The sequence below is a fragment of the Luteibacter sp. 621 genome (assembly GCF_050435445.1).
Classification (GTDB): Bacteria; Pseudomonadota; Gammaproteobacteria; order Xanthomonadales; family Rhodanobacteraceae; genus Luteibacter.
In genome coordinates, this window is sequence record NZ_JBNDKI010000009.1 from 34,738 (window position 1) to 58,654 (window position 23,917).

General features: G+C 65.6%; 12 protein-coding genes. 5 read left to right on the top strand and 7 right to left on the bottom strand.

Annotated features, from left to right (window positions below; translation table 11 throughout):
* Positions 1-199: 199 nt before the first annotated feature.
* Positions 200-11,089: an autotransporter-associated beta strand repeat-containing protein gene (locus ABIE56_RS11470; RefSeq protein WP_429243946.1), complete on the top strand. Its 10,890-nt coding sequence runs from the start codon at positions 200-202 to the stop codon at positions 11,087-11,089.
* 174 nt (positions 11,090-11,263) lie between these two features.
* The gene (locus tag ABIE56_RS11475; RefSeq protein WP_429243947.1) at positions 11,264-14,116 is read left to right on the top strand and encodes a C1 family peptidase; all 2,853 of its coding nucleotides are present in this window, start codon (positions 11,264-11,266) and stop codon (positions 14,114-14,116) included.
* Positions 14,117-14,143: 27 nt separating this feature from the next.
* Here ABIE56_RS11475 and ABIE56_RS11480 read toward each other — a convergent pair whose 3' ends face one another.
* The 3 genes from ABIE56_RS11480 to ABIE56_RS11490 all read right to left on the bottom strand — a co-directional run bounded on the left by ABIE56_RS11480 (position 14,144) and on the right by ABIE56_RS11490 (position 17,488).
* Complete coding sequence (locus ABIE56_RS11480) at positions 14,144-15,061, bottom strand: cupin-like domain-containing protein (protein ID WP_429243948.1); 918 nt, start codon at positions 15,059-15,061, stop codon at positions 14,144-14,146.
* 373 nt (positions 15,062-15,434) lie between these two features.
* Positions 15,435-16,445 (bottom strand): VOC family protein, encoded by a 1,011-nt coding sequence (locus ABIE56_RS11485; protein ID WP_429243949.1) that lies wholly within the window; start codon positions 16,443-16,445, stop codon positions 15,435-15,437.
* A gap of 107 nt (positions 16,446-16,552) precedes the next feature.
* Positions 16,553-17,488, bottom strand: coding sequence for a GlxA family transcriptional regulator (locus ABIE56_RS11490; RefSeq protein ID WP_429243950.1), 936 nt, complete (start codon positions 17,486-17,488; stop codon positions 16,553-16,555).
* 197 nt (positions 17,489-17,685) lie between these two features.
* On the opposite strand from ABIE56_RS11490, the gene ABIE56_RS11495 reads away from it, so the two are divergent.
* From ABIE56_RS11495 to ABIE56_RS11505, 3 genes are all read left to right on the top strand, one after another.
* A complete protein-coding gene (locus ABIE56_RS11495; protein ID WP_429243951.1) occupies positions 17,686-18,039 on the top strand; it encodes a DUF4242 domain-containing protein in 354 nt (117 codons plus the stop codon).
* 88 nt (positions 18,040-18,127) lie between these two features.
* The gene (locus ABIE56_RS11500) at positions 18,128-20,725 is read left to right on the top strand and encodes an ATP-binding protein (RefSeq protein WP_429243952.1); all 2,598 of its coding nucleotides are present in this window, start codon (positions 18,128-18,130) and stop codon (positions 20,723-20,725) included.
* Between the two features lie 73 nt (positions 20,726-20,798).
* Positions 20,799-21,323, top strand: a complete 525-nt coding sequence (locus ABIE56_RS11505; protein WP_429243953.1) for a GNAT family N-acetyltransferase — start codon at positions 20,799-20,801, stop codon at positions 21,321-21,323.
* On the opposite strand, the gene ABIE56_RS11510 is transcribed toward ABIE56_RS11505, so the two are convergent.
* The 4 genes from ABIE56_RS11510 to ABIE56_RS11525 all read right to left on the bottom strand — a co-directional run bounded on the left by ABIE56_RS11510 (position 21,324) and on the right by ABIE56_RS11525 (position 23,810).
* Complete coding sequence (locus ABIE56_RS11510; RefSeq protein ID WP_429243954.1) at positions 21,324-21,845, bottom strand: DUF2878 domain-containing protein; 522 nt, start codon at positions 21,843-21,845, stop codon at positions 21,324-21,326.
* Between the two features lie 89 nt (positions 21,846-21,934).
* Entirely contained in the window at positions 21,935-22,255 is a 321-nt protein-coding gene (locus ABIE56_RS11515) for a J domain-containing protein (protein WP_429243955.1), read from the bottom strand.
* Positions 22,252-22,965: a hypothetical protein gene (locus tag ABIE56_RS11520; RefSeq protein WP_429243956.1), complete on the bottom strand. Its 714-nt coding sequence runs from the start codon at positions 22,963-22,965 to the stop codon at positions 22,252-22,254. Before ABIE56_RS11520 ends, ABIE56_RS11515 begins: the two co-directional genes overlap by 4 nt.
* Before the next feature lie 8 nt (positions 22,966-22,973).
* On the bottom strand, positions 22,974-23,810 hold the full coding sequence (locus ABIE56_RS11525; RefSeq protein WP_429243957.1) for a DUF2167 domain-containing protein: 837 nt from the start codon (positions 23,808-23,810) through the stop codon (positions 22,974-22,976).
* Positions 23,811-23,917 lie beyond the last annotated feature (107 nt).

The following is a 23,917-nucleotide window of genomic DNA, read 5'->3' on the forward strand; positions in this document are numbered from 1 at the left end:
GTCGGCGACATGGCATGTGGCCGGGGTTCGCGAGCGAGTGCTTTTTATTTCGCAAGCATTTGAATCGATTTAGATTCGACCGAGGCCGCAATCCGTACCGGCGCTTTGCGCGCTTTCGAAGATGACGCGATTGCCCGATTGGGGGCGGCCTTGTGCTGCCCGGCGTTTGGCAACGGCGCGTGTTGACAGGGGTAACGAGATGAACCGGGTATTCCGCATCGTGTGGTCCACGGCCGTGGGCGCGTGGGTGGTGGCGTCTGAATTCGCTGGCAGGCATGGCAAGGGGCGCGGTGTTGCCGCGACTACCGACGAGCGCCCGGAACTGAGCCGTGGCCCGTCGGCACGTTTGCTTGGCCTTGCGGTGCTTACCGCGCTCACCGCGCTGCACATGCCGGCGGCCGCCGCGGCCGATCGCTACTGGGACGTCAATGGCGGCTCGGCCGGTAGCGGTGGCACAGGCACCTGGGATACCAGTACAGCGCTCTTCAACAGTGCCAGCGATGGCGTGGCCGGCCCCTTCGTCAAGTGGAACAACGCCGCGCTCGATAACGCCGTGTTCGCCGGTACGGCAGGCACCGTCACGTTGAGTGGTGGCATCACTGCGCAAACGCTCACCTTCACCATCACCGGCTATGAACTCGATGGCGGCACGTTGACCCTGGCCGGCACGACGCCGACGATCAATGCCACGGGGGCGGCCACGATCAATTCCGTGATTGCCGGCAACGCCGGGATCACGAAGACCGGCACCGGCGCGCTTACGCTGGGTGGGATCAACACCTTCACCGGTGGCATCAACGTGCAGTCGGCCGGCCTGATCCTCAACAGTGATGCTGCGCTCGGCGCCGCCAGCAACGGCATTACGCTGGCATCAGGCACCTCGCTCAGCGCAACGGGTAGCGCCCTGGCCAGCACGCGCACGGTCACCACCACGGGCACGGGCGATGTCACCCTCCGCGGCCTGGTGGGCTCGGCGCGCTACACCGGCACAGCGGGCGTGCTCGCGGTCAGCGGCGTGACCATGAGCAATGCGGCCAACGATTACACGGGGCGCACCGTCTTCCTCGCGGGTGGCGGCGGCTACGGGTTCACTTCGATCGCAAATCTGGGTACCCCCAGTTCGCTGGGTGCACCCACTGATCCGATCACCGGCCTTATTGTCGTGCAGGCGGGCGGTGGCCTGGGTGGCACCGTGACCTACAGTGGCACGGGCGATACATCGAACCGCGACTGGCAGTTCCAGAACACGTCCAGTGGCGGTACGACGCTCAGGAATACAGGCACCGGCACGCTCAAGCTCACCGGCAACATCGCGGCGACCAACGCATGGCTTCTCGGCATGGGCTTCCAGGCCGTCAATGCCGATATCGAACTGAGCGGTGTCCTGAGCAGCACGTCGGATCGGATCTTCGTTTATTCCGGCAGCGCGGGGCGCAAGGAGACGCTCACCGGAGCGAATACGTACACCGGTTCCTCCCAGATCAACACGATCACGGCCGTTGCCAATACCCTTGCCGATACCGGCACGGCCAGCTCGTTCGGCACGGGCACCGCCACAGGCGCCGTGATTGCCCTGGTCAATGGCACGTTGAGCTACACGGGCGGCGCCGCGAGCAGCAACCGCGCATGGACGTTCGACGGCACAAGCTTCGTCAACAACAACAGCACCACCGGCGGGTTAGTGCTGTCCGGCAACGCCGCCTTTGTCGCAGGCGGCACGGACACGATATCGCTCGGCGGCTCCTACACCGGCAGCAATACCTGGTCGGGCATCATCAGCGGCGTCGGCAACGTCACCATGAACGGTACCGGCACCTGGGTGTTGAGCGGCGCCAACACTTACACGGGCAAGACCACGGTCACCACGGGCACGCTCGTGGCGGGTACCGACCAGGCCTTCGCCAGCACGAGCGGACTCCAGGTGGATGGCGGCACCCTGGATCTCAACGGTCAATCGGTGACGGCACCCTCGCTCGCCGGCGCGGGCGGCACGGTCGCCCTTGGCAGTGGCACGCTCACACTGAAGTCCTCCACGGGCACCACGGCGTACAGCGGTACCATCACCGGCACCGGTGGCCTGACCAAGCTCGGCGCGAGCACGGCCACCCTCAGTGGCGCGAACACCTATACGGGCGCCACGACGATTGGCGGCGGCACGCTCTCGCTCGACTTCTCCGCCGCGGGGGCACCCGCAAACAACATCATCAACGCGGCTTCCGCGCTGAACCTCAACGGCGGCACGCTCGCGATCAAAGGGCGGGCAGGCGCCGATAGCCAGGCGTTCAGCGCACTGAACATAAGCGCCGGCAGCAACCGCATCAGCGCCACTGCCGGTACGGGCGGCACGCTCAACGTGGCGTTGGGTGGCATCAACCGCACGGGCGGCCTCATCGATTTCGGCTACAACGCGGGTACGACACTCAGCACGACGCACGCCGATGGCGTGCTGGGTGGCTGGGCTACCGTGAATGGCACCGACTATGCGCAGGTCACGGGTGGCGTGATCGGTGCGTTCACCAGCTACGCCAACAAGGATGACGCGAGCCAGTGGCTTAACGGCGATATCGTTAGTGATGAGGGTGGGACGGCCAACACCCCGTACACCAATACGGTGAATGGCAACGTCGCGCTGGGCGGCCTGAAGTACACCGCGGCGGCCAATTCCACCGTTACTGTCGGGGCCGGCAACACGCTCAGCGTGGATGGCAGCATCATCGTTGCGCCCAGCGCGGCAGGCGTTAGCCAGAAGATCCAGGGCGGCTCCATGACCGGTGGTGCCGGCGGCAGCCCGCTTGGCGTGCTGCAGAACAGTACCGGCACGTTCACCATCGCGTCCAACATCGTGGATAACGGCGGGGCGACGTCGTTTGCTGCCGGCGGCAGCGGCACGGGTACGGTCGCGCTGACAGGCGCGAATACGTACACCGGTGGCACGACGGTCAGCGGCGGCACGCTTGCCTTCAGCAGCGTCGCCAACGGTGGTTCGGCGAGCGCGCTCGGTGCTTCCACGGCCGATGCGGCAAACCTGGTGCTGGAAAATGGCACGCTGCGTTATACAGGTGCGACCGCCAGCACGGACCGCGGGTTCACGCTGGTCAACGGCGGCCCGTCTCGCACCATCCAGGTCGATGGCACCACCAACCTGACGTTCGGCGGGCAGGTAACGAGCCCAGACGATGCCGGCTTCACCAAGACCGGCACCGGCACACTGACGCTGTCGAACGGCAGCAACGATTTTGTCGGCCCGCTGGTTGTCAGCGCCGGCCTGGTTGCGACAGGCACGCTCGCCGATGGCGGGCAAGCGAGCGGCATCGGCGCGGGTAGCAGCGATGCGACGAGCCTTGTCTTGCAGAACGGCGGCGGACTGGAATACACGGGCGCCACGACGTCCACCGATCGTGGCATCACCCTCGCCGCGGGCAGCGGCGTGGTCGCCGTGGACAACGCGGCGACCACGCTGACCGATAGTGGCGTGATCGTGGGTACTGGCCGGCTGACCAAAGATGGTGCGGGGGTGCTCGTACTGTCGGGCCTGAATACCTACACCGGTGGCAACGTGGTCACGGCGGGCACCCTGCGCGCAGGATCCAGCCAGGCGTTTGGTGGTACGGCGACAGGCGCGGGCGCCGGGACCATGACGGTCAACCCGGGCGCAACACTTGACCTGGCCAACTTTAACGTATGGATGGCCGGCCTCAACGGTTCGGGCAGTGTCACGCTCGGCTCCGGTACCTTGCAGAGCAACGGCAACGGCACGTTCTCCGGTGCTATCAGCGGCACGGGCGGCGTGCTGATCTCGGCGCACAGCCAGACCATGAGTGGCTGCGGGAACTCGTATACCGGCGTGACCACGCTGGCCAGCGCATCAATCACGACCGATTGCCTTGCCAACGGCGGGCAGGCGAGTGGCCTGGGTGCCGCGGCCAGCACACCGACCAACCTGCTGCTGCAGAGCGGGACGATCATCTACACCGGCACCGATGTCGCCATCGATCGCGGCATGCAGATCACGTCGGCCGGCGGGATCAATGTCAGCAACGCCACGACGACATTGGGCGTCTCGGGCCAGATCACCGGCACAGGACAGTTCCAGAAGCTGGGCCCGGGCACGCTGGTGTTGTCGGGTGCCAACAACTACACCGGCGGCACGTACGTGCGCGGTGGCACGTTGCGCGCGAGCGTGGTCAATGCGCTTGGCACGGGGGCGCTGCGTCTCGACGACACCGCCGGGGCGTCGTTCGATCTCAACGGTTTTAACACCGCGGTGGCCGTCGTTACCGGCGGCGGTACGACCGGAGGCAACATCGCGCTCGGCGGTGCCACGCTCACGACGAACGGCGCATCCTCCGCGGGCGTGGGCATGTACTCCGGTGCTCTGACCGGCAACGGCAATATCATCAAGAATACGGGCAGCGTGCAGTATTTTGCGGGCACGGCCAGCACCTTCGTGGGAACCACCACGGTCAACGCCGGCACACTTTCCGTGCAGTCGCTGGCGAACGGTGGTTCTGCCAGCTCCCTTGGCGCGGCGAGCAGTGCCGCCGGAAACATCGTGCTCAACGGCGGTACGCTGCAGTACCTCGGCACCGGCGACAGCACCGATCGCCTGTTCACCCTGGGCGCGTCGGCCAGCAGCGCACTGGGCGCCGAAGGCACGGGTGCCATCCAGTTCACCAACACGGGCGCTATCGCTTACGCCACGGCCAACACCGCACAAACCGTGACGCTCACCGGTGCCAGCACGGCGGATAACAGCCTGGCCGCGAACCTCGCCGATAACGGCACCGGCAAGACATCGATGCGCAAGACCGGTACGGGCACGTGGATCCTGCGCAACCCATCGAGCACCTATACCGGCGTGACCACCATCGTCGGTGGCGTGCTGGGCGTGGACAAACTCACCAATGGCGGGCAGGCGAGCAGTATCGGCGCCTCGTCCAATGCCGCGGCCAACCTCGTGATCGGTAGCGGCGCCACGCTCCGCTACACCGGTGCGGGCGATACCACCGATCGTCTGTTCACCCTCTCGACCGGCTCGAGCGTGATCGAGTCCTCCGGTACGGGGGCCATCGTCTTCAGCAACACCGGCTCGGCTGCGTATGCCGGCAGCGGCGACCGCACGCTTGGCCTGGGTGGTGCGAACACCGGCACCAACACCATGGGCGGCTCCATCATCAACGGCCCGGGAGGTGTTACCACGCTGGCCAAGAACGATGCCGGCACCTGGCTGCTTACGGGTAACAACACGTACACCGGCAATACCGTCATCAACGGCGGCATCCTTCAGCTTGGCAATGGCGGCACCACGGGTTCCATCGCCAGCCCGAGCGTCATCGTCGCGGCGGGTACCCTGGCGTTCAATCGATCGGATGCGATGACGCTTGATGGCACGATCTCCGGCGGTGGCAGCGTGCAGCAGAAGGGCGCCGGTACCACCGTGCTCACGGCTACCAATACCTACACCGGCGGGACCAGCATTGCCGCAGGCACGCTGCAGCTGGGTAACGGTGGTGCGAGCGGTTCCATCGTCGGCAACGTAGTGGATAACGGCACCCTCGCGTTCAACCGTTCGGATGCCTACGGCTTCACGGGCCTTGTCTCCGGCACGGGTGGCGTGACCCAGCGTGGCAACGGCACCACCAAACTGAGTGCGGCCAACAGCTACACGGGTGCGACGAACATCGAAGCCGGTACGCTGCTTATCGACGGCAACCAGGCCGGCGCGACCGGTAGTACCAACGTGCAGAACGGCGGCACGCTGGGTGGCACGGGCGTGATCGGCGGCGATGTCGTCGTGGCCAGCGGCGGCAGCCTGGCGCCAGGCGATACGGGTGCCGCGGGTACGCTCACGGTCAACGGCAGCCTTTCGGTGGCCAATGGTGCTGCGCTGAACTATCAGTTCGGCCAGGCCGATGTCGTCGGCGGGCCGTTGAATGACCTCACGGTAGTACACGGTAACCTGTCACTGGATGGCACGCTGAATGTCTCGGCCACGCCGGGCGGCAGCTTCGGCCCGGGCCTGTATCGGATCATCAGCTACGACGGCACGCTTAACGACCAGGGGCTGGCCCTCGGCAGCACGCCCGGTGGTTCCTACCAGGTGCAGACCTCGGTCGCGCACCAGGTGAACCTGCTCAACGGCTCGGGGCTCACCCTGAACTTCTGGGACGGCCCCACCGGCCATGCGAACCAGACGATCGATGGCGGCAGCGGCACGTGGCAGAACAGCAGCGGTAACGATAACTGGGCGGACCAGACCGGTTCGTACAACGCGCCGTACACGGATGGCGAATTCTCCATCTTCATGGGCGCGCCTGGCACGGTGACCGTGGATAACTCGCTGGGTAACGTGACCAGCGCAGGCATGCAGTTCGCCGTGGACGGCTACCGTATCAACGGTGACGCGATCACCCTCACTGGCGGTCCGTCAGTGTTCCGTGTGGGCGATGGCACGGCGGCCGGCGCCGGTATGACCGCGACGATTGACGCGACCCTCGCAGGCACGGGCGGCTTGCAGAAGGAAGACCTGGGCACCCTGGTGCTGGACGGCGTCAACACGTATACCGGTGGCACGGCGGTTAATGCAGGTACGCTGGAAATCTCCAGCGATGCCAATCTGGGTGCTGCCGCAGGCGGCGTATCCATCGATGGCGCCACGCTGCGGACCACCGGTGCGATCACTACCGCGCGCGCGGTCACGATCAACCAGGGCGGCGCGACGCTCGATACGCTGGCCGACCTTGACCTTACCGGCACGATCGATGGTGCGGGCGCGATCACGAAGACCGGTAGCGGCACGCTCACGCTGGATGGCACCAATAGCTACGCGGGTGGCACGGTAATCAACGGTGGCGTGGTCGCCGTGGGCGCGGATGGCAACCTCGGCAATGCCACGGGCGCGCTGACGCTCAATGGTGGCACCATGCAGAACACGGCTGCATTGGGATCCGCGCGCAGCGTGACGCTGGGAGCGGGTGGCGGCACGCTCGATACGCTGGGCGACCTGACCCTGGCCGGCGTGATTGCCGGTTCGGGCACACTGACCAAGACCGGCAACAGTGCGCTGGTACTGACAGCCGACAACAGCTACGCCGGAGGCACCGTGCTGGGTTCGGGTGTGCTCCAGCTCGGCAATGGCGGCACCACCGGCTCCATCGTGGGTAACGTTGTCGATAACGGCACGCTGGTCTTCAATCGTAGCGACACGCTCGCCCTTGCTGGCCTTATTTCCGGTAGCGGATCGGTGGAGCAGCGCGGCTCGGGCACCACCGTGCTCTCCGGCGCCAACGCTTACACGGGCTCCACCGCGGTCCGCGGCGGCGTGCTGCTCGTGAATGGCGACCAATCCGCGGCGACCGGCGCGACCACGGTGGATGCGGGCGGCACCCTTGGTGGCAATGGCACGATCGGCGGTGACGTTGTCATCGCGGATAACGGCGCATTGAATGCCGGTGCGGTCGGTGGCGCACCCGGCACGCTTTCCATCCGCGGCAACCTGGCGCTGAACGACGCATCCAACGTCAATGTCGACCTGGGCCAGGCCAATGTGGTGGGCGGCCCGCTCAACGACCTGACCAAGGTCAATGGCGACCTCACCCTGGATGGCGTGCTTAATGTATCGGTATCGTCGGGTGGCACGTTCGACCCAGGCATCTACCGGATCATCAGCTACAACGGCAACCTCACCGATAACGGCCTTGCGATCGGTTCGGTGCCAACGCCCAATTACTTCTTGCAGACCTCGGTGGCCCAGCAGGTCAACCTCGTGAACACCAATGGCCTGCCGGTCAATATGTGGGATGGCAACGGGGGCCGTGGCGACGGTGTGGTCAGCGGCGGCGATGGCGTGTGGCAGAACACCAGCGGGAACGATAACTGGACGCTGCTGGATGGCACGGTCAACGCACCGTTCCAGGACAACAGCTTCGCGATCTTCGCCGCCAACGCGGGCACGGTCACCGTCGATGCCAGCCTGGGCGCGATCAATACCTCCGGCATGCAGTTCGCCACCGATGGCTACCGCGTGGAGGGCGATAGCATCACCCTGACGGGCACCGACCCGGTCATCCGCGTGGGTGATGGCACGACCGATGGTGCCACCATGAAGGCAACGATTGCGTCGCAACTCACCGGTACGAACGGGCTCGTCAAATCGGATCTGGGCACCCTGGTGCTCGCGGGTGAAAACACCTACACCGGCGATACCAGCATCACCGGCGGCACGCTGCAGCTTGGCGAGGGCGGCACCTCCGGCTCGATCCTCGGCAACGTCGCCAATGATGGCACCCTGGCGTTCGATCGCGCCGACAGTATCACGTTCGACGGCACCATCTCGGGCGCCGGCGCGGTGAGCCAGATCGGCACGGGCACCACCGTGCTCACCGGCAGCAACCGTTACAGCGGCGCTACCACGGTGCAGGCCGGCACGTTGCTGGTTAACGGCGATGCCAGCCTGGCTACCGGCGCCACCTCGGTGCTTACCGGTGCCGTGCTCGGTGGCAGCGGCACGATCGGCGGCGACGTCAGCGTGGCCGATGGCGCCACGCTAAGCCCAGGTTCGGTCGCGGGCGCGGCAGGCACGCTCACCATCAACGGCAACCTTGCCCTCGGCGCCAACAGCACGCTGGATTACCAGCTGGGCCAGGCGGGTACGCCGGGCGGCCTGCTCAATGATCTCACCGTGGTGCACGGCAACCTGGCCCTGGATGGCACGCTCAATGTCGCCACCACACCGGGCGGTGCCTTTGGAGCGGGCGTGTACCGGCTCTTCACCTACGACGGCGCGCTTACCGATAACGGCCTGCAGCTCGGTACGCTGCCGGCTGCCGATAACTTTGTGCAGACCTCGATCGACCACCAGGTGAACCTGGTGAATACCAACGGCCTGACCCTCAACTTCTGGGATGGCCCCGACCATGCGAACGATGGTGTGATCACGGGCGGCAGTGGCGTGTGGAAGCTCGGCGACAACGATCGCTGGACCGAAGCCGATGGTGCGATCAATGCGCCGTACAGCAATGGCGCATTCGCGATCTTCGGGGGCACCGGCGGCACGGTTACCATCGACAACGCCAACGGACCGGTGAGCGCATCCGGCCTGCAGTTCGTGGCCGATGGTTACACCGTGGCCGGTGGGGATCTCACCCTGACTGGCGGCGCCGCATCGATTCGCGTGGGCGACGGTAGCTCGGCGGGTGCCGCCATGACGGCCACGATCGATAGCGCGATCAACGGTGCGGGCATGCTGGTGAAGGATGATCTCGGCACCCTGGTACTGGGCGGCGCCAACGTCTATACGGGCGGCACCGATGTGCATGCCGGTACGCTGCAGGTGGCCAGCGATGCGAACCTCGGCAACGCGCTGGGCAGCCTTTCCATTGATGACGCCACGCTGCACACCACCGGAAGCTTCACCAGCCAGCGCAACGTGGGCCTTGGCGGCGATGGCACGATCGATGTGGATGCGGGAACGACGCTCACGCTGGATGGCGGCATGCAAGGCACGGGCAGCCTTACCAAGGCCGGGGCGGGCACGCTCGCCGTTGGCGGTGGCGCCACCTACGCCGGCGCAACGACGGTGGCTGGCGGTACGCTGGCGGCAACGGCTGCGAACGCTTTCAACACCACCTCGGCATTCTCGGTGCAGGCGGGAGGTGCGCTCGACCTCGCTGGCCACTCCCAGCAGCTGGCGTCGCTGGCCAACGCGGGTAACGTGCATTTCGGTGCGACGCCCGGCACCACGCTCACCATCAACGGCGACTACACAGGGCAGGGCGGCACGCTGAGCTTCAACACGGCCCTGGGCGGCGACGCCTCCGCCACGGATACGTTGGTTGTCAGCGGCAGCACCTCGGGCAACACGCAGGTGCAGGTGGCCAATGTCGGCGGTGCGGGAGAGCAGACCAACCAGGGCATCAAGCTGATCGATGTGAAGGGCAACTCCGCAGGCACGTTCACCCTGAAGGGCGACTACGTGTTCCAGGGTGATCAAGCGGTGGTTGCGGGTGCGTATGCCTATCGCTTGTACAAGGGCGCGACGGATACGGCGGATGGCGACTGGTATCTGCGCTCCGCACTGACCGACGCCAGCGCGGGCGATCCCACGGGTAACTCGCCGCTGTACCAGCCCGGAGTGCCGGTGTACGAGGCGTACGCGGGCATGCTGGAGCAAGCCAACGCGCTGGATACGCTGTTCCAGCGAACCGGTAATCGCCAGTGGGCGGATGAGCAGAGCCGCGATGCCATGCAGCCGGGCGAGGGCCTGTGGCTGCGGGTGCAGGGGGCGGACCAGACGATCAAGCCGGCGAGCAGCACCAGTGGCACGAACTACGATGTATCCGGCGCCAAGTCCGAAGTCGGCGCCGACGCGGTGCTGTCCCAGGGTGGCGATGGGAAGCTGGTCGGTAGCCTGTCCCTCCAGTACGGCCATGAAAGCACGAGTGTCCGTTCGGCCTACGGCGATGGCAGCATCAACACCCGCTCGTACGGGGTGGGTGCCGCGCTGACCTGGTATGGCGACAACGACTTCTATGTGGATGGCCAGCTGCACTGGATGCGTTTTGATTCGGACCTGCACTCGAGCGAACTGGCCCGCGTGCTTGCCGATAACAATAAGGCCACCGGTTATGCGTTTGGCGTCGAGGCGGGCAAGCGCTTCTGGCTCTCCGATGCATGGACGATCACGCCGCAAGCCCAGGTAAGTTACGGACACACCGCGTTCGATGGCTTCAACGATGCGTTCGATACGCGCGTTTCCCAAGCCGATGGCAAAGCGGGCGTCGCACGCGGGGGCATGACGGTGGACTACCTGCGCACGCAACAGGGTGACGCAGGTGCCGTAACGACGCACTTGTATGCGATCGCGAACGTCTACAACCACTTCAAGGACCAGGCCGTCGCCAGCGTCGCCGGCACGGATGTCAGCACACGTAACGAGCGTTGGTGGGCTGGCCTTGGCGTGGGTGGCGCGCTCGACTGGGCAGGTGGCCGCTATTCGGTATACGGCGAAGTGCAAGGCCAACACGGCATGTCGAACGGTGGCGACTCGCACGGCGTGAGCGGTACGCTCGGTTTCCGCATGCGCTGGTAACACAACGCTGTAGGAGCGCGCTTGCGCGCGATAAGCCAACGAAGCGGCGACGCGACTCACTTATCGCGCGCAAGCGCGCTCCTACGTAAGCCTTTTGGGCTATGGGTTGCATGCACGCGACAAGCGTATAACCCTCCTCTTACCCAGCCCCCATGGGCCGGCAGGAGAGTGACCATGGCGTTGCTTCTGGTGAAGGGTTCCTCGGGTGCGGATGTCGCGCTTCTGCGCAAGAAGCTCGCCACCTTGCTCAAGGATGCCAGCGATGCGTTTCCTGGCCTGGCCAGTGGTAACCAGTTCGATGACCTGACCGATGCGGCGGTGCGGCGCTGGCAGTCCGGTGTCGGCCTGGTCGCTGATGCGATCATCGGGCCTTATTGCCAAAGCGTGCTGGGGCTGGTCACGCTCGCGCCGACCACAGTGCCGCTTACCCTCGATGCCGTCAGGCAGCTTTTCCCCGCCACCAAGGCATCGAACATCGCGCGCTACCTGCCTTATGTCGCGGCCGCGCTGGCGGTGCTTGGCCTGCGTGATCGCCCGATGGTATGCGCTGCGCTGGGGACGATCCGTGCGGAGACCGAGGGCTTTGTTCCCATTCCGGAGTTCCCATCGCACTTCAACACCACGCCCGGCATGGCCCCGTTCAGCGCCTACGAGGGGCGGAAGGACCTCGGCAACACGCAGCCGGGTGATGGCGCGCGCTATCGTGGCCGCGGCTTCGTTCAGCTCACCGGGCGGGCTAATTACCATAAATACGCCGGCGAGATTGGCCTGGACATCGAGGCATTGCCGGATCTGGCGGATGCGCCCGAAGTAGCGGCCGTACTGCTGGCGACCTTCCTGGGCGATGTTGCCACGAAGGCTCGCGAGCGACTCGCGGCGGGTGACCTTGCCGGCGCACGAAAGTTGGTCAATGGCGGCACGCACGGCCTGGACAAGTTTCGCAGTGTATTCACCATCGCAAAGACCGTCTGGCCGGAAGCGACCGGCACAGGCGTGGGAGCGACGGCGCGAGCACGTGCAGGCAAGCGCGCAGCGGCGGCCACGACCGCGCTGCCACCGCGCAAGCTCAATGCCAGCAAGGATCCGATCGACCTGCGCGACCGGCTGTATGCCCCGCGGGTGGATAGCCTGCCTGATTGCACGCCGGCCGACGAGGACATCGTGGAGTTGCTGCCGGTGTATACGAGGGCTGGCCTGATCATGGACCAGGGGCAGGAAGGTGCATGCACGGGGTTTGGCCTGGCCTGTGTCATCAACTACCTGCGCTGGCGGAAGTCCGGAATGCTTCCGAAGCTTGAGTCCGTGAGCCCGCGCATGCTCTACAACTTCGCCCGGCGCTATGACGAATACGCTGGCGATAATTACGATGGATCAAGCTGCCGAGGCGCCATCAAGGGATGGTTCTACAACGGCGTATGCCTTGAAGACGATTGGCCCTACAAAGCCGGCGACAGCCACCCACCCAAGTTCGGGTACGCGGACCGCGCCACGGCGAACACCCTGGGTGTCTATTACCGGGTGGATGTCGCCACGATTACCGACCTGCAAGCCGCCATTCTCGAGACAGGCGCGGTGTATGTATCCGCCAACACGCATGATGGATGGCAAAACGTTCCCAACGTGCGTAAGCGGATAACCGGCCACGAGACACTGCCTGCGATCGAATTTGACGGCCGCCCGTCGCATCAGGATGGGCACGCGTTTGCCCTTGTAGGCTTCAATACCCGTGGTTTTGTCGTCCAGAACTCGTGGGGCAAGACCTGGGGCTGCGGCGGATTCGCCGTGCTCACCTATGCCGACTGGCTGGCCAACGCCATGGATGCGTGGGTGGTGGCGATGGGCGTGCGTGGCCTGGTGTTCGGCCAGCGTGCCGCTGGCACCACAGGGATGTCCCGGCGCGCAGGGCAGGCCGGGGCCGCGGCGTGGAGTGATGCCGATGCGTACGAGCACAGCATCGTGCTTGGCAACGACGGCCGTGTCACGCGCTACCTGACCCCGGATGAGATGAGCAGGAGCCTTCTCTACCAGGCGTGCACCTTGCCCGACCAGTGGTTTCGCCAGCAGCCCTCGGCGACCAAGCGGCTGGTGATCTACGCGCATGGCGGCCTCAACAGCGAAGCCGATGCGATCAAGCGCGCGAGCATCATGGGCCGGTACTTCACCGGCAATGGGTGCTACCCCTTGTTCATGGTGTGGAAGACCGGCCTGCTCGAATCGATCGACGACATCATCAGTGATCGTTTTCATGGCTCGACGCGTGCCGGCGGCCTGCGGGAGGCCGTGACCGACCTGACCGATACGGTGATCGAGACCACCATCGGGCGCCCGTTCGCGCGGCCCGTATGGAGCGAGATGAAGGAGAACGCGGAAGGGGCAAGCCAGCCGACGCGCGGTGGCGACCTCCTTGTCACCGCACTGCAAAACCTCACCCAGAGCTGGGGCAGCAAGCTTGAGATCCACCTCGTGGGTCATTCCGCAGGCGCCATTTTCCACGGCTGGCTCGTGGATGTACTGGCAGCCCGCGGCCTGGACGCGTGGGTGAAATCCATCCACCTCTATGCACCGGCCTGCACCGTGCAGTTCGCGAACCAGCATTACGCACCCCATACGGACCTCATGGAGAGCATGTACCTCGATGTCCTGTCCGACGACAACGAGCGAAATGACAACGTCGCTTCCGTCTATCGCAAATCGCTGCTGTATTTCGTCTCCGATGCGCTCGAGTTGGATGTGCGCACGCCCATCCTCGGCCTCGCCAACGTCATGGATGCGTCCTACAAGCGCTGGGATGGGTCCTCCAGTTCAGGAGAGGCCCTGGGCAACTGGCGGCAGGTGGCGAAGCAGAGCGGCCTGGACAAACGCATTGATGTGACCGTTACGCCCACGGTGCCCACCACGCTGGCGGGGGCGACCATCCCCGCCAGCCATGGCAGCTTCGACAACAACATTACCGTCGTCGGCCGTACGCTCCAGCGCATCACCGGCGGAAAGCTGGCGATGCCTATCGACGACCTTGCCGGGTTCTAGGCTCTCGCGCTGGAGGCCTGTGGCCTATCAATCGTCTACTGCATAGCGCAGTGCGCGGCGCAGCGACGGGCAGGCGGGGGGATGCCCGCCTGGGCCACCCAGGGCGATCAACGCCGACGAGGCCGCCCACGCTGCGGAATCGAACACGATGTGCGAACCCACGGGCGGCGCCCGCAGCCCCATGCGCCGCAGCGCATCTCGCAATACATGGATTCGGCCCATGCGGCGCGTGGCGGCGGTGTTGTAAGTGAAGCTAATGGTCCGCGAGGCGTCTGTGCTGGTTTCCACCATGTGCGGGCTCGTCAGTGGCATGTATACGCCCGTGCCGGGTTTGAGGTGGAATACGTGCGCGCGCTCCCGGAACGCTTCCTGCCACTTCGCCCGGCTCAGGTCGTGGCGCGCGTGAAAATCGTCGCGCACACGGTCATCCAGTGTCTCGCGGTCCGTCGGGTCCCACACATACACCGTCTTCGTGCCGGATACCTGGCATAGCAACACATGGCTACGATCGATGTGGAACGGCGTGCAGGTGTTTGGCGACGCAGAGAAGATCCAGCCGGCACGGTAGTAAACGCCCGGGTCGACTCGCTCGATCTGGTCCAGGATAGGTTCGAATGCCTCGTCGACCAGCGTTCGGTACGTCGGGTCCGCCTGTATGTGGCGCAGCAGAACCCAGGCCTTCGCATCCTCGATGGCGCTGAGCGATGCCACCGCCGATTGCCTGGAGGGATAAAGCGCGGCCGCTTCATCGAAATCCGTGCCCGGTTCGACCCCGCTGGCGAAGCTGTACCAGCGGTTGGTCCCGCGACAACGCTTGCCCAGTTCGACCAGGGCCTCCCGCTGCAACAGGGGGTGCTCGGTGAATGTATGCGTGAGCGGCGTCACGCGCATGGGGTCAAAGCTCTCCCATGCCATGGTGATGGATGGAGCGACGGACGTGGTCATGTGCGGTCACCGTTCGGGGCCACGCATCGTGTGCGTGTGCACTACCTGCCGAGGACGGTTATACGCTCACGTTTTCGTCGCTCATCACTGCCTTTCGATGTATGCCCTTACGCCGTAAATCGTTGGTACGAGCCGTGCTGGGCGCCTTTCACGCAATATCTTTCGAAATAGGCCGCGTGGCGTGGGTCATCATGCTTAGCGCAGCCTGACGCGGCAAGGACATGCGCTCACCACGGTCACGCATGCGGAGGAATTTCCACACTATTGCGCGCTACCGTGCATGGCGGTACGTCAGTGCAAACAGCAAGTTCTCACCGCGGGTTGGACACGGGAAACGTGTGCGGCGCAGAAGGAATAGACCGCATGTACGAGCTCATTCGCGGTGACCTGCATCCGCTTCGCCGCAGGGCGACCGATCGTTTCGGGCCACGTGGAACTCCATCGAGAGACCGAGATCGTCCTGCGTGGGCGCGAGGAACGCTTCGCCCTGCGTGCCGGCGTAGGTCGTCAGTTCCCGCTGGTAACCACGTTCCACCCAGCGCTGAGCCCGTCCCAGGTCGCTCACGGCGAAGCTCACACCGAGAACGCGCGCACCACCGCTGGCCATGACCTGCGTGGCGATTCCAGGGCCATCGGGCTGCACGGTCATCAGCGCCGTGGGGCCTACGGGCACGCAGAATCCCGAAGCGCCCAAGGCAGGCAGCTTGATCGGCACGGCGTGGCCGAAGCCCATCTTCTCCAGTGCCCGGCGGTCAGCGTCGGCATGGGCCGAGACTATCCAGATCGATGTAAGCGCCTCGACGCCGTTGGGGTGTTCGCGCGTGACGCGGTAATCGGCTGCGCTGGTGGGGTCGTACTGGTCCGGTGCGTAGCCCGCCGCGTAATCGATGAAGAACGTGTTGCTCGATAGCGGTGGCTTGTCCAGGTCGAAGGCGAACAACCGCCACCCCGGCTTGCTGCTGTCCGGGCCGGAGAACACCGGGGTCACCGGGTACTTCAATGCTTGCAGCGATGCGCGTAGCGCATCGAGTGATGCCGTGCGGATACCGAACGTACGCGAGCCGGGGCCGCCTTTCAGCGCCTGCTGGTCTTCCTTCATGCCGGGGTCAAACGTCGGGTTCGGCCGGGTGATGCCGAGCAGTTCGATGAAGCTCGTGTCGGCAATGCGCACGTAGCGGTTTTCGATGCCGCCAGGGTCACGTCCCGGACGGACCTGGAAGCCCAGCTTCACCGCCATCACCGAGGTGGCCTCGTCGATACCGTGTCCCCAAAGCAGCACATGATCCAGCCGTGCGTTCGGCGCCAGTGGCACGGGCGGTGTCGTCGCCGCGTGGGCCGTGCCGACGCAGAGCAGGGTTGCCATAGCGAAGCGGGTCAGGCGCATGCGTATCCTCGATTCGAAAGTGATGGGCGCGGCCTTTTATCGGCGACCCCATAGCAAGGTCGCAAGGACAATTTCCGTGCGAAAACGGCCAGCGCCTGGGCTGGTGCTCAGGCGCCTGCGCTACGCCGCAGCGATTGCGGCGAACTGCCGAACGCGCGAACAAACGCGCGGCGCATGCGATGGGTATCGCCGAAGCCCGTCGACACAGCAATGTGGTCGAGGTGAAGGTGGCTGGTCTCGACCGCCAGGCGCGCGGCCTCAAGGCGCAGGCCTTCCACGACCTTGGCCGGCGTCGCGCCTATCTCCGCCGAGAAGGCCCGGGCGAAGTTTCGGGGGCTCATGGCGGCCCGCTCAGCCAGGCGCTCCACGGTCATCGGCTCACCGAGGCGGCCGCGCATCCAGCCGATCAGGTCGCCGAAACGTCCCGTCTTGCCGCCTTGCTCTACCAGCACCGAGTACTGCGATTGCCCGGCATGCCGACGCTGGTGCACGACCAGTTGCTGGGCGGTGCGCCGCGCGATGCCGGGGCCAAGGTCGTCCTCGACGAGCGCGAGCGCCAGGTCGATCCCCGCGGAAATGCCCGCCGATGTCCACACCTTGCCGTCGCGGATGAACATGCGGTCGGCATCCAGGCGCACCTGTGGGTAACGCTGGCGGAACCGATCAGCGGCGGCCCAGTGTGTCGTGGCCAGCCGGCCATCGAGCAAGCCGGAGTCAGCCAGGAAGAACGCGCCGGAGCAAACGCCGGCCGCACGCCGCCAGCCATCGCCGGCAAGCAGGGCGGCGATCGCTGGCTGGCCTGCTTCTACCTGCGCAAGATTTCCGCCCGCCACGATCACCGTATCGAACCGTGCGTCGTCCAGCGGCTCGGCGTTGAGGGACACGCCCGATGAGCTGCGCACCACACCGCCGCCAGGGGCGACCACCTGGATCGCGTAGCTATCGGGCCTGAAGCGCTCCGCCATCTCGAACACGGCGATGGGGCCGGCTGCGTCGAGCAACTGGAAACCCGGGAAAACGACAATCGCGATCTCGCGGCGCATGGTGGTGCCCCGGCGTGGCCTGGATGCGGCGAAGGTGGCCCATGCGGGGCGAAGGCGTCAACCCAACCCAAGGCACCCCAACATGGGGGTTCGGCAGGCGCAATCTGGGGGATCTCCCCGATGGCCGGCAGGGGGCCACTCCTTAATCTGGCGTCACAGCCCGCCACTGGGTTGTGACCACCTGAAGGAGACCTCCCATGTCACGTTTTATCGTTGAACGCGCCTTTCCCGGCGGCCTGGATCTTCCCACCAATGAGACCGGCGACCGCCTGTGCCGGAACATTGTCCGCACCAACGCGGAAGAGGGCGTCACCTGGGTGCACTCGTACGTGAGCCTTGATCGGACCCGCACTTACTGTGTCTACGATGCACCGACGCCCGAAGCCATCCGCGAGGTCGCGCGCCGGAACCAACTGCCGGTCGGGAGCATTACCGAGGTGTCGGTGCTCGATCCGTACTTCTATCTCGGGATCGGCCATTCGGGGAAGGCGTCGGCCACGCCGTCGCGCCTGCGCACCCCCTGGCTCCCTTTCAGCTACCTCGCCGCGTGAGGCGTAAAACCACAAGCGCGGCAGTGGGTTTCACTCGGCTGGAACCTGCCCGGTGCAAGAATGGGGCAGGTTCCGGGGAGCCGGCGCAGTGGAACTCATCGAACGCGATTACGCGCTGCAACGTTTGCACGACGCGGCCGGACGGGCAGGGCAAGGCTCGGGGCTTACCGTGCTGGTCAGTGGCGAGGCGGGCATCGGCAAAACGGCCCTGGTCCGCCGCCTGGTGCGAGACCGCGCGGTCGACGGCGACCGGGTGCTGTGGGGCAGCTGCGAAGCCTTGTTTTCGCCCCGGCCGCTCGGGCCCATCTACGACATGGCCAGCGCGTTCGACCCCGAGGTGCAAGGCATGCTTGGCGTGGATGGGCACCGTGCGCGGCTTTTCAGCGCCATCCTGGCAGATCTGCAGCAATGCTCACGCACCACGCTGCTGATCCTGGAGGACCTGCACTGGGCGGATACCGCAACGCTTGACCTCGTGAAGTACCTTGCGCGGCGCATATCCCCACTTCGCGCCATGCTCCTGCTTACCTACCGTGACGATGAAGTCGGTGACAGGCATCCGCTGCAACTGGTATTCGGCGATTTACCCGCGGATGCAGCCGTTCGCGTGCCGTTATCGCCGCTGTCGGAAGACGGCGTTGCCAGCATGGCTCGGGAATGCGGGTATCCGGCCGCGGGCATCTTTGCGGCCACGGGTGGAAATCCGTTCTTTGTCACCGAGGTGCTGCGCGCCGATGGCGTGCCGGCGAGCGTGCGCGATGCCGTATTGGCCCGTGCAGCAAGGCAGGCGCCTTCCGTGCGCGCGTTGCTCGATCTGGTCGCCATCGTTCCCGCGCGGATCGATGTCGCCACGGTCGATGCCGTCCTGACGCCCCTTGCCGAGGATGTCACTGCGGCGCTGGCATCCGGGCTGCTTACGCTCACTGATGGCTGGTACGCGTACCGGCACGAACTCGCACGCATCGCCATGGAGAAATCGCTCCCGGCACCGCACGCCATGCTGCTACACGAGAACATGCTGGCCCACCTGGAAGCGGAAGGTAGCGGCGTACCGCTTGCCCGTCTGGTCCACCATGCCGCCGGCGCACACGACACGGCGGCGGTGCTCAGGTATGTCCCCGCCGCCGCGGCTGAAGCGATCTCACACGGATCCCATTGCGAGGCAGCGAAGCTCTATGGCGTGGCCCTGGCCCATGCGTCGCGGCTAACCCCACGCGAACAGGCGGCGTTGTTGGGGCAGCGCTCCTACCAGTGCTACCTCACCGACCAGGCCGATGAGGCGCTGGCGGCCAGCCTCCGTGCGCTGGCGATCTGGCGAGAGCTTGGCGAGCTCACCCAGGAAGGCCGCACCTTGCGCTGGTTATCGCGCTTGCACTGGTTTGCCGGACGGAATCGCGAAGCGGAAGCCCATGCGGACCAGGCGGTGGCCCTGCTCGAACCGCTCGCCGAAGACAGCGAGTTCGCTTGGGCGCTGAGCAACCGGTCGCAACTGGACATGCTGGCAGGCCGCACAGGCGAAGCCGTGGCGTGGGGTACGCGCGCGCTTGAGCTCGCGAAGCGCATCGGCGACACCGAAGTGCTGACACATGCCATGAACAACGTGGGTGCCGCGATGTACGCACGCGGCGAAGCCGAGGGCCGCACGCTCCTCGAGGAAAGCCTGCGCATGGCACTTGAGCACGGGTACGGCGAACACGTGGCGCGTGCTTATGCAAACCTGACCAGTACCGAGGTTATTGCCCGCGACTACCCGCTGGCCATGCGAACGATCGAGGAGGCCAACCTCTACTTCGCCGATCGCGACCTGGATGCCTGGGCGAATTACATCCTGGTCTGGAAAGCTCGTGTGGATTTCGAACAGGGCCGTTGGGATGATGCGGCGCGCCTCGCCAGCCAGATGATCGTGCGCGACGCGGTCGCGCCCGTCACCCGCATTCCGGCCATGGCAGTGTTGGCACGCATCCGTTTGCGGCGCGGTGATTCCGGTGCGGACGCTTTGCTCGAAGAAGCGAGCGAGCTTGCCAGCAGCACGGGCGAGCTCCAGCGGCTTGCACCTGTCGCCACCGCGCGCGCTGAGGCCGCATGGCTGCGCGGCGATCATCACCTGCAAGATCCCTGGGTGCTGCAGACCTGTGTGATGGCGGAAGGCCTGGGTGATCGCCGCGAACTGGGCGAACTCAGCTTCTGGTGCGCGAAGCTGGGGGAGGCAAGGGGCGTGTACCACGATGACCACGACCCCTACACCATGCAAGCCGATGGCCATTGGCAACGGGCCGCTGACGCCTGGGATCGGCTGGGTTGCCCGTACATGCGCGCTATCGCCCTGTGGGATGGCGGGGAAAGCGATAAGCTCGCGGCCCTGGCGATTTTCGAAAGCCTGGGTGCCTGCGCCACGGCAAAGTTGTGTCGCGAGCAGTTGCGCCAGGCCGGCGTGCGCGGCATGGCACGCGGGCCCAGGTCAACGACCGCGGCCAACCCGGCCGGTCTCACCACTCGCGAGCTGCACGTCATGACCTTGCTGGCCAAGGGCCTTTCAAACGCCGAGATCGCCCAGCGCATCGTGCGCTCGGAGAAGACCGTGGAGCACCACATCTCCGCGATCCTGCGCAAGCTGGATGTCTGCTCGCGGGGCGAGGCGGTGGCGGCGGCAGGGCGGTTGGGATGGATGAATTCGCATCAGGCGTGATCAGCGCTGCCTTTCTGGCGATGCATGACGGATTACTATGTCCGCAGGTCGATTGCCAAGAGGTTCCAACGTTATGGCGTCAACGTTTACCGTTACCGTGCCGCGCCTGCAGACGGAGCGCTTTGTATTGCGCGAGTACCGGCCCGAGGATTTCGAGGCCTTTGCAGCGCATCTCGCCGACCCGGAGAGCATGACCCACCTCAACCTTTCCGACCGCAAGCTGGCGTGGCGGGTCTTCGGCTCGCACGCAGGCTTGTGGCTCCTGGGCGGCGCGGGCTGGTGGGCGATCGAGCGCAAGGATAGCGGGCAGCTCGTCGGCAATGTCGGTGCGTTCTACCGCGATGGCTCACCGATGCTGGAACTGGGGTGGAACACCTACCGGTCGTTCTGGGGCCAGGGCGTGGCACCCGAGGCCGCCACGGCCGTGCTTGCGTATGCCTTTGATGTGCGCCGCGAGGCCCGCGTACATGCGCTCATCAACGCCGCCAACCAGCCATCCATTCGCGTCGCCGAGCGCCTCGGCCTGCGCTACGCGCAGGACACCGCGCTGAATGGCAAGATGACCGGCCAATACGTGCGTGAGCGTGCCGAACCCTGATCACGGCGCAGCGGAACGGCACGCCCGGGCAAGCAGCGGAATCGCGACTGCCCAGGCGGTGCCAAGCCACGCGATGTAAATGAAAGGATCCACACCGAAGGCAACCGCCTCCCAGCCGTGTGCAGCGGCAAGGTAGGCCAGTGGGCCGCCGATAGCGCCGAGGAGGGCGCCAAGCCAAGGCACCTGCTCGACGAATTGAAGCGAGCGGCCGATCGTCGTGGAGAAGCAGCCCCACAACGCCAGAATCCATAGCGGCGCGCCGCCTGAAGGCCATGCAGGCGATGGCGTGGCGTAATGCCACCAGCCGAGCAGGGAAGGCACGCCATCAACGAACATGCCCAGCACAACGGCGACGATCAGCCGGCGCAGGTCATTCAGCCGCTCGGTGCCGAACGCGATCTGTATCGCGATGAACAACACCGCGGCAACGATGGCGGGGCCGATCGTTCCGCGAGCCGCACCGACCACCAGTGCGAACCACAAGGCCTGGTAGCCGACGAAGTTGAGCAGGCGCATCCACATGGCGGGTCCCTTTGCGTACATCTTAGGTAGATGTACGTAGGACGACGCCGGATGGATGCATGCTCGGCCGAATATCGTGACCGAAAGGGTCAGCGCAACTGATCCAGCGCCTCGGCGTAGGCCACATTGATTTCCGAGGCCCGACGTTCGGCCAGGTCGCGGAATTCCTTGCCCATATTCGCCACGCGGTCAGGGTGGTGCTCGCGGATCAGCCGACGGTAGGCATCGACGATCTGTTCGCGCGTGGCATCCGGCGCCACATTCAGCACTTCGAACCACGGCCGCTTAAGGGACGCCGGCGGGACGCGCGGCTCCGTGGCGCGCTCTTTCGAATCGACCATCATGGCCGCGGTGAACTTGTAGCCGATGAAGAGCGCCAACGCGATGACAACGATATCGGTGAGGCTCATGCGAGGGCGCCTTCAATCTGCAGGGAATACGCCTGGAGCTGCGCGTGCCGCTCGCCCTCCAGGTCTTCGAGGTCCATCTGGTTCTGGATGCGCGCCTGGATAGCACGGGTGAGTCGCGCTCGCTCGGGGGCATCCAGCAAAGCGTGCGCCACGGATACCAGGTCGAAGCGGTCGGCCGCCCGCATGCCCAGCTTGCGGACCACATTCATGGCGTAGGGCGCGCACAACAGCGCATCGGAGCTGATGCCGGTGGCATCCTTGCGGTTGAGCCCAAGGGTGCGGCGCACCTGCCATAGCCGCAGCACCGCGCAGGCAATCGCGACGTAAAGCGCCGCCATCCAGGCCAGCATCACCGGAATGGGGCTGTAAACGGCAGCAGGCATCAGCGCGAACAGCCAGGCGACGAGCAGCACGGGCCACGCGCAGGCGGAGGCGCCGGCCTGCCACGCGCGCAGGCCATGCAAGGGTGTAGCGGGCGAGGGTGCCTTCAATGACGTCCAGCGCAGCCGCAACACGCGGCGCGCCGGGGCGAGCAGGGCGGCCAGGAACACGTGGCGCCCCGCCAGCTGAAAGTCCGACCCCACAGAAAACGTCCAGCGCCCGCCACGCCCTTCGTGGAACACCACTTCATTGTGATAAAGCAGCAGCACGGCGTCGTAGACGTACATGACGACGACACCGGCCAGCAGCCACCACGCGTGCGGGAGCATCAGCGGGATCAGGCCTTGTTGCGGGTGAAGAGGCGTTTAATGAACGCGCCGACAGCCGCAAAGCCCACCAGCACCAGCTTCCAGCCGGCCGCCAGTGCACTGAGGATGACGGCGAAGAAGCCCTTCTTGGCGGCCACGGCGGCGGCGCCACCCACGATCAGGGCACCCAGGCCGTACTCGGCGACGCGGTCGCCCGACTGGAAGTCAGTGTAGGACTGGCCGGGATTGAAGGCGAAGCCGTGGATAGCGCCCTTGAAGTCACCAATGGCGGTATTGAGCTGCGCGGGGTCGGCTACAAGCACCACGCTCATCACGCCGCTGCGGCCCAGCAGGCGCGCGTTGTAATTCACCACGTCGTCGTGCGACTTGTCGTTACGCGCGACAAAGGCCCACGTCAGCGACTTGAACGTCGAGTCGTACTGCGGCTTGGACTGCCAGCCGGTCAGGGTCAGCGTATCCCAGCCATTCTTCCGGCGTTCCACGTTGCTTTCCTCGGTACCTTCCTTCACCGACTGCAGCAGGTCGTCGGCATCGAGCTTCTCGTCATCCTTCACGTAGCCCACGTCGTCGTAATCGAAGTAGGCCACCCAATCCATGTTTTCCGGCGCCAGGGTGTAGGTCTCGGCATCACCCGGCGGGTTGTGCATGATCAGGTCCAGGCGGCGGGTGCCGTCCGGGTTGAGGAACGCGTAGCCGGCCGGGACATCCAGCGTGGCATGGGAGCCGAGCTGCACCTTGGTCGGGCCGATCTGCCAGGGCAGGTCGTTGACGCCTTCGGCGTGGGCGGCGATGGCAAGCAGCGAGAGCGCGACCAGGGTCGCGAGGCGGCGGGCGAAATTCTGCATGGTGATCTTCCTGAGCGTGCGCGACAACGCGCGAATACGGCTCGCCAAAGGCGAGCCCCTTGTCCGTACGGGTGCCGCGATTCCCCCGATGCGGCTGCGAAAATTCT

What these genes read in the sequence shown, in the direction of transcription:
- ABIE56_RS11470 (WP_429243946.1), top strand. Translation starts at nt 200, where the DNA reads ATGAACCGGGTATTCCGCATCGTGTGGTCCACGGCCGTGGGCGCGTGG.
- ABIE56_RS11475 (WP_429243947.1), top strand. Translation starts at nt 11,264, where the DNA reads ATGGCGTTGCTTCTGGTGAAGGGTTCCTCGGGTGCGGATGTCGCGCTT.
- ABIE56_RS11480 (WP_429243948.1), bottom strand. Translation starts at nt 15,061, where the DNA reads ATGACCACGTCCGTCGCTCCATCCATCACCATGGCATGGGAGAGCTTT.
- ABIE56_RS11485 (WP_429243949.1), bottom strand. Translation starts at nt 16,445, where the DNA reads ATGCGCCTGACCCGCTTCGCTATGGCAACCCTGCTCTGCGTCGGCACG.
- ABIE56_RS11490 (WP_429243950.1), bottom strand. Translation starts at nt 17,488, where the DNA reads ATGCGCCGCGAGATCGCGATTGTCGTTTTCCCGGGTTTCCAGTTGCTC.
- ABIE56_RS11495 (WP_429243951.1), top strand. Translation starts at nt 17,686, where the DNA reads ATGTCACGTTTTATCGTTGAACGCGCCTTTCCCGGCGGCCTGGATCTT.
- ABIE56_RS11505 (WP_429243953.1), top strand. Translation starts at nt 20,799, where the DNA reads ATGGCGTCAACGTTTACCGTTACCGTGCCGCGCCTGCAGACGGAGCGC.
- ABIE56_RS11510 (WP_429243954.1), bottom strand. Translation starts at nt 21,845, where the DNA reads ATGTGGATGCGCCTGCTCAACTTCGTCGGCTACCAGGCCTTGTGGTTC.
- ABIE56_RS11515 (WP_429243955.1), bottom strand. Translation starts at nt 22,255, where the DNA reads ATGAGCCTCACCGATATCGTTGTCATCGCGTTGGCGCTCTTCATCGGC.
- ABIE56_RS11520 (WP_429243956.1), bottom strand. Translation starts at nt 22,965, where the DNA reads ATGCTCCCGCACGCGTGGTGGCTGCTGGCCGGTGTCGTCGTCATGTAC.
- ABIE56_RS11525 (WP_429243957.1), bottom strand. Translation starts at nt 23,810, where the DNA reads ATGCAGAATTTCGCCCGCCGCCTCGCGACCCTGGTCGCGCTCTCGCTG.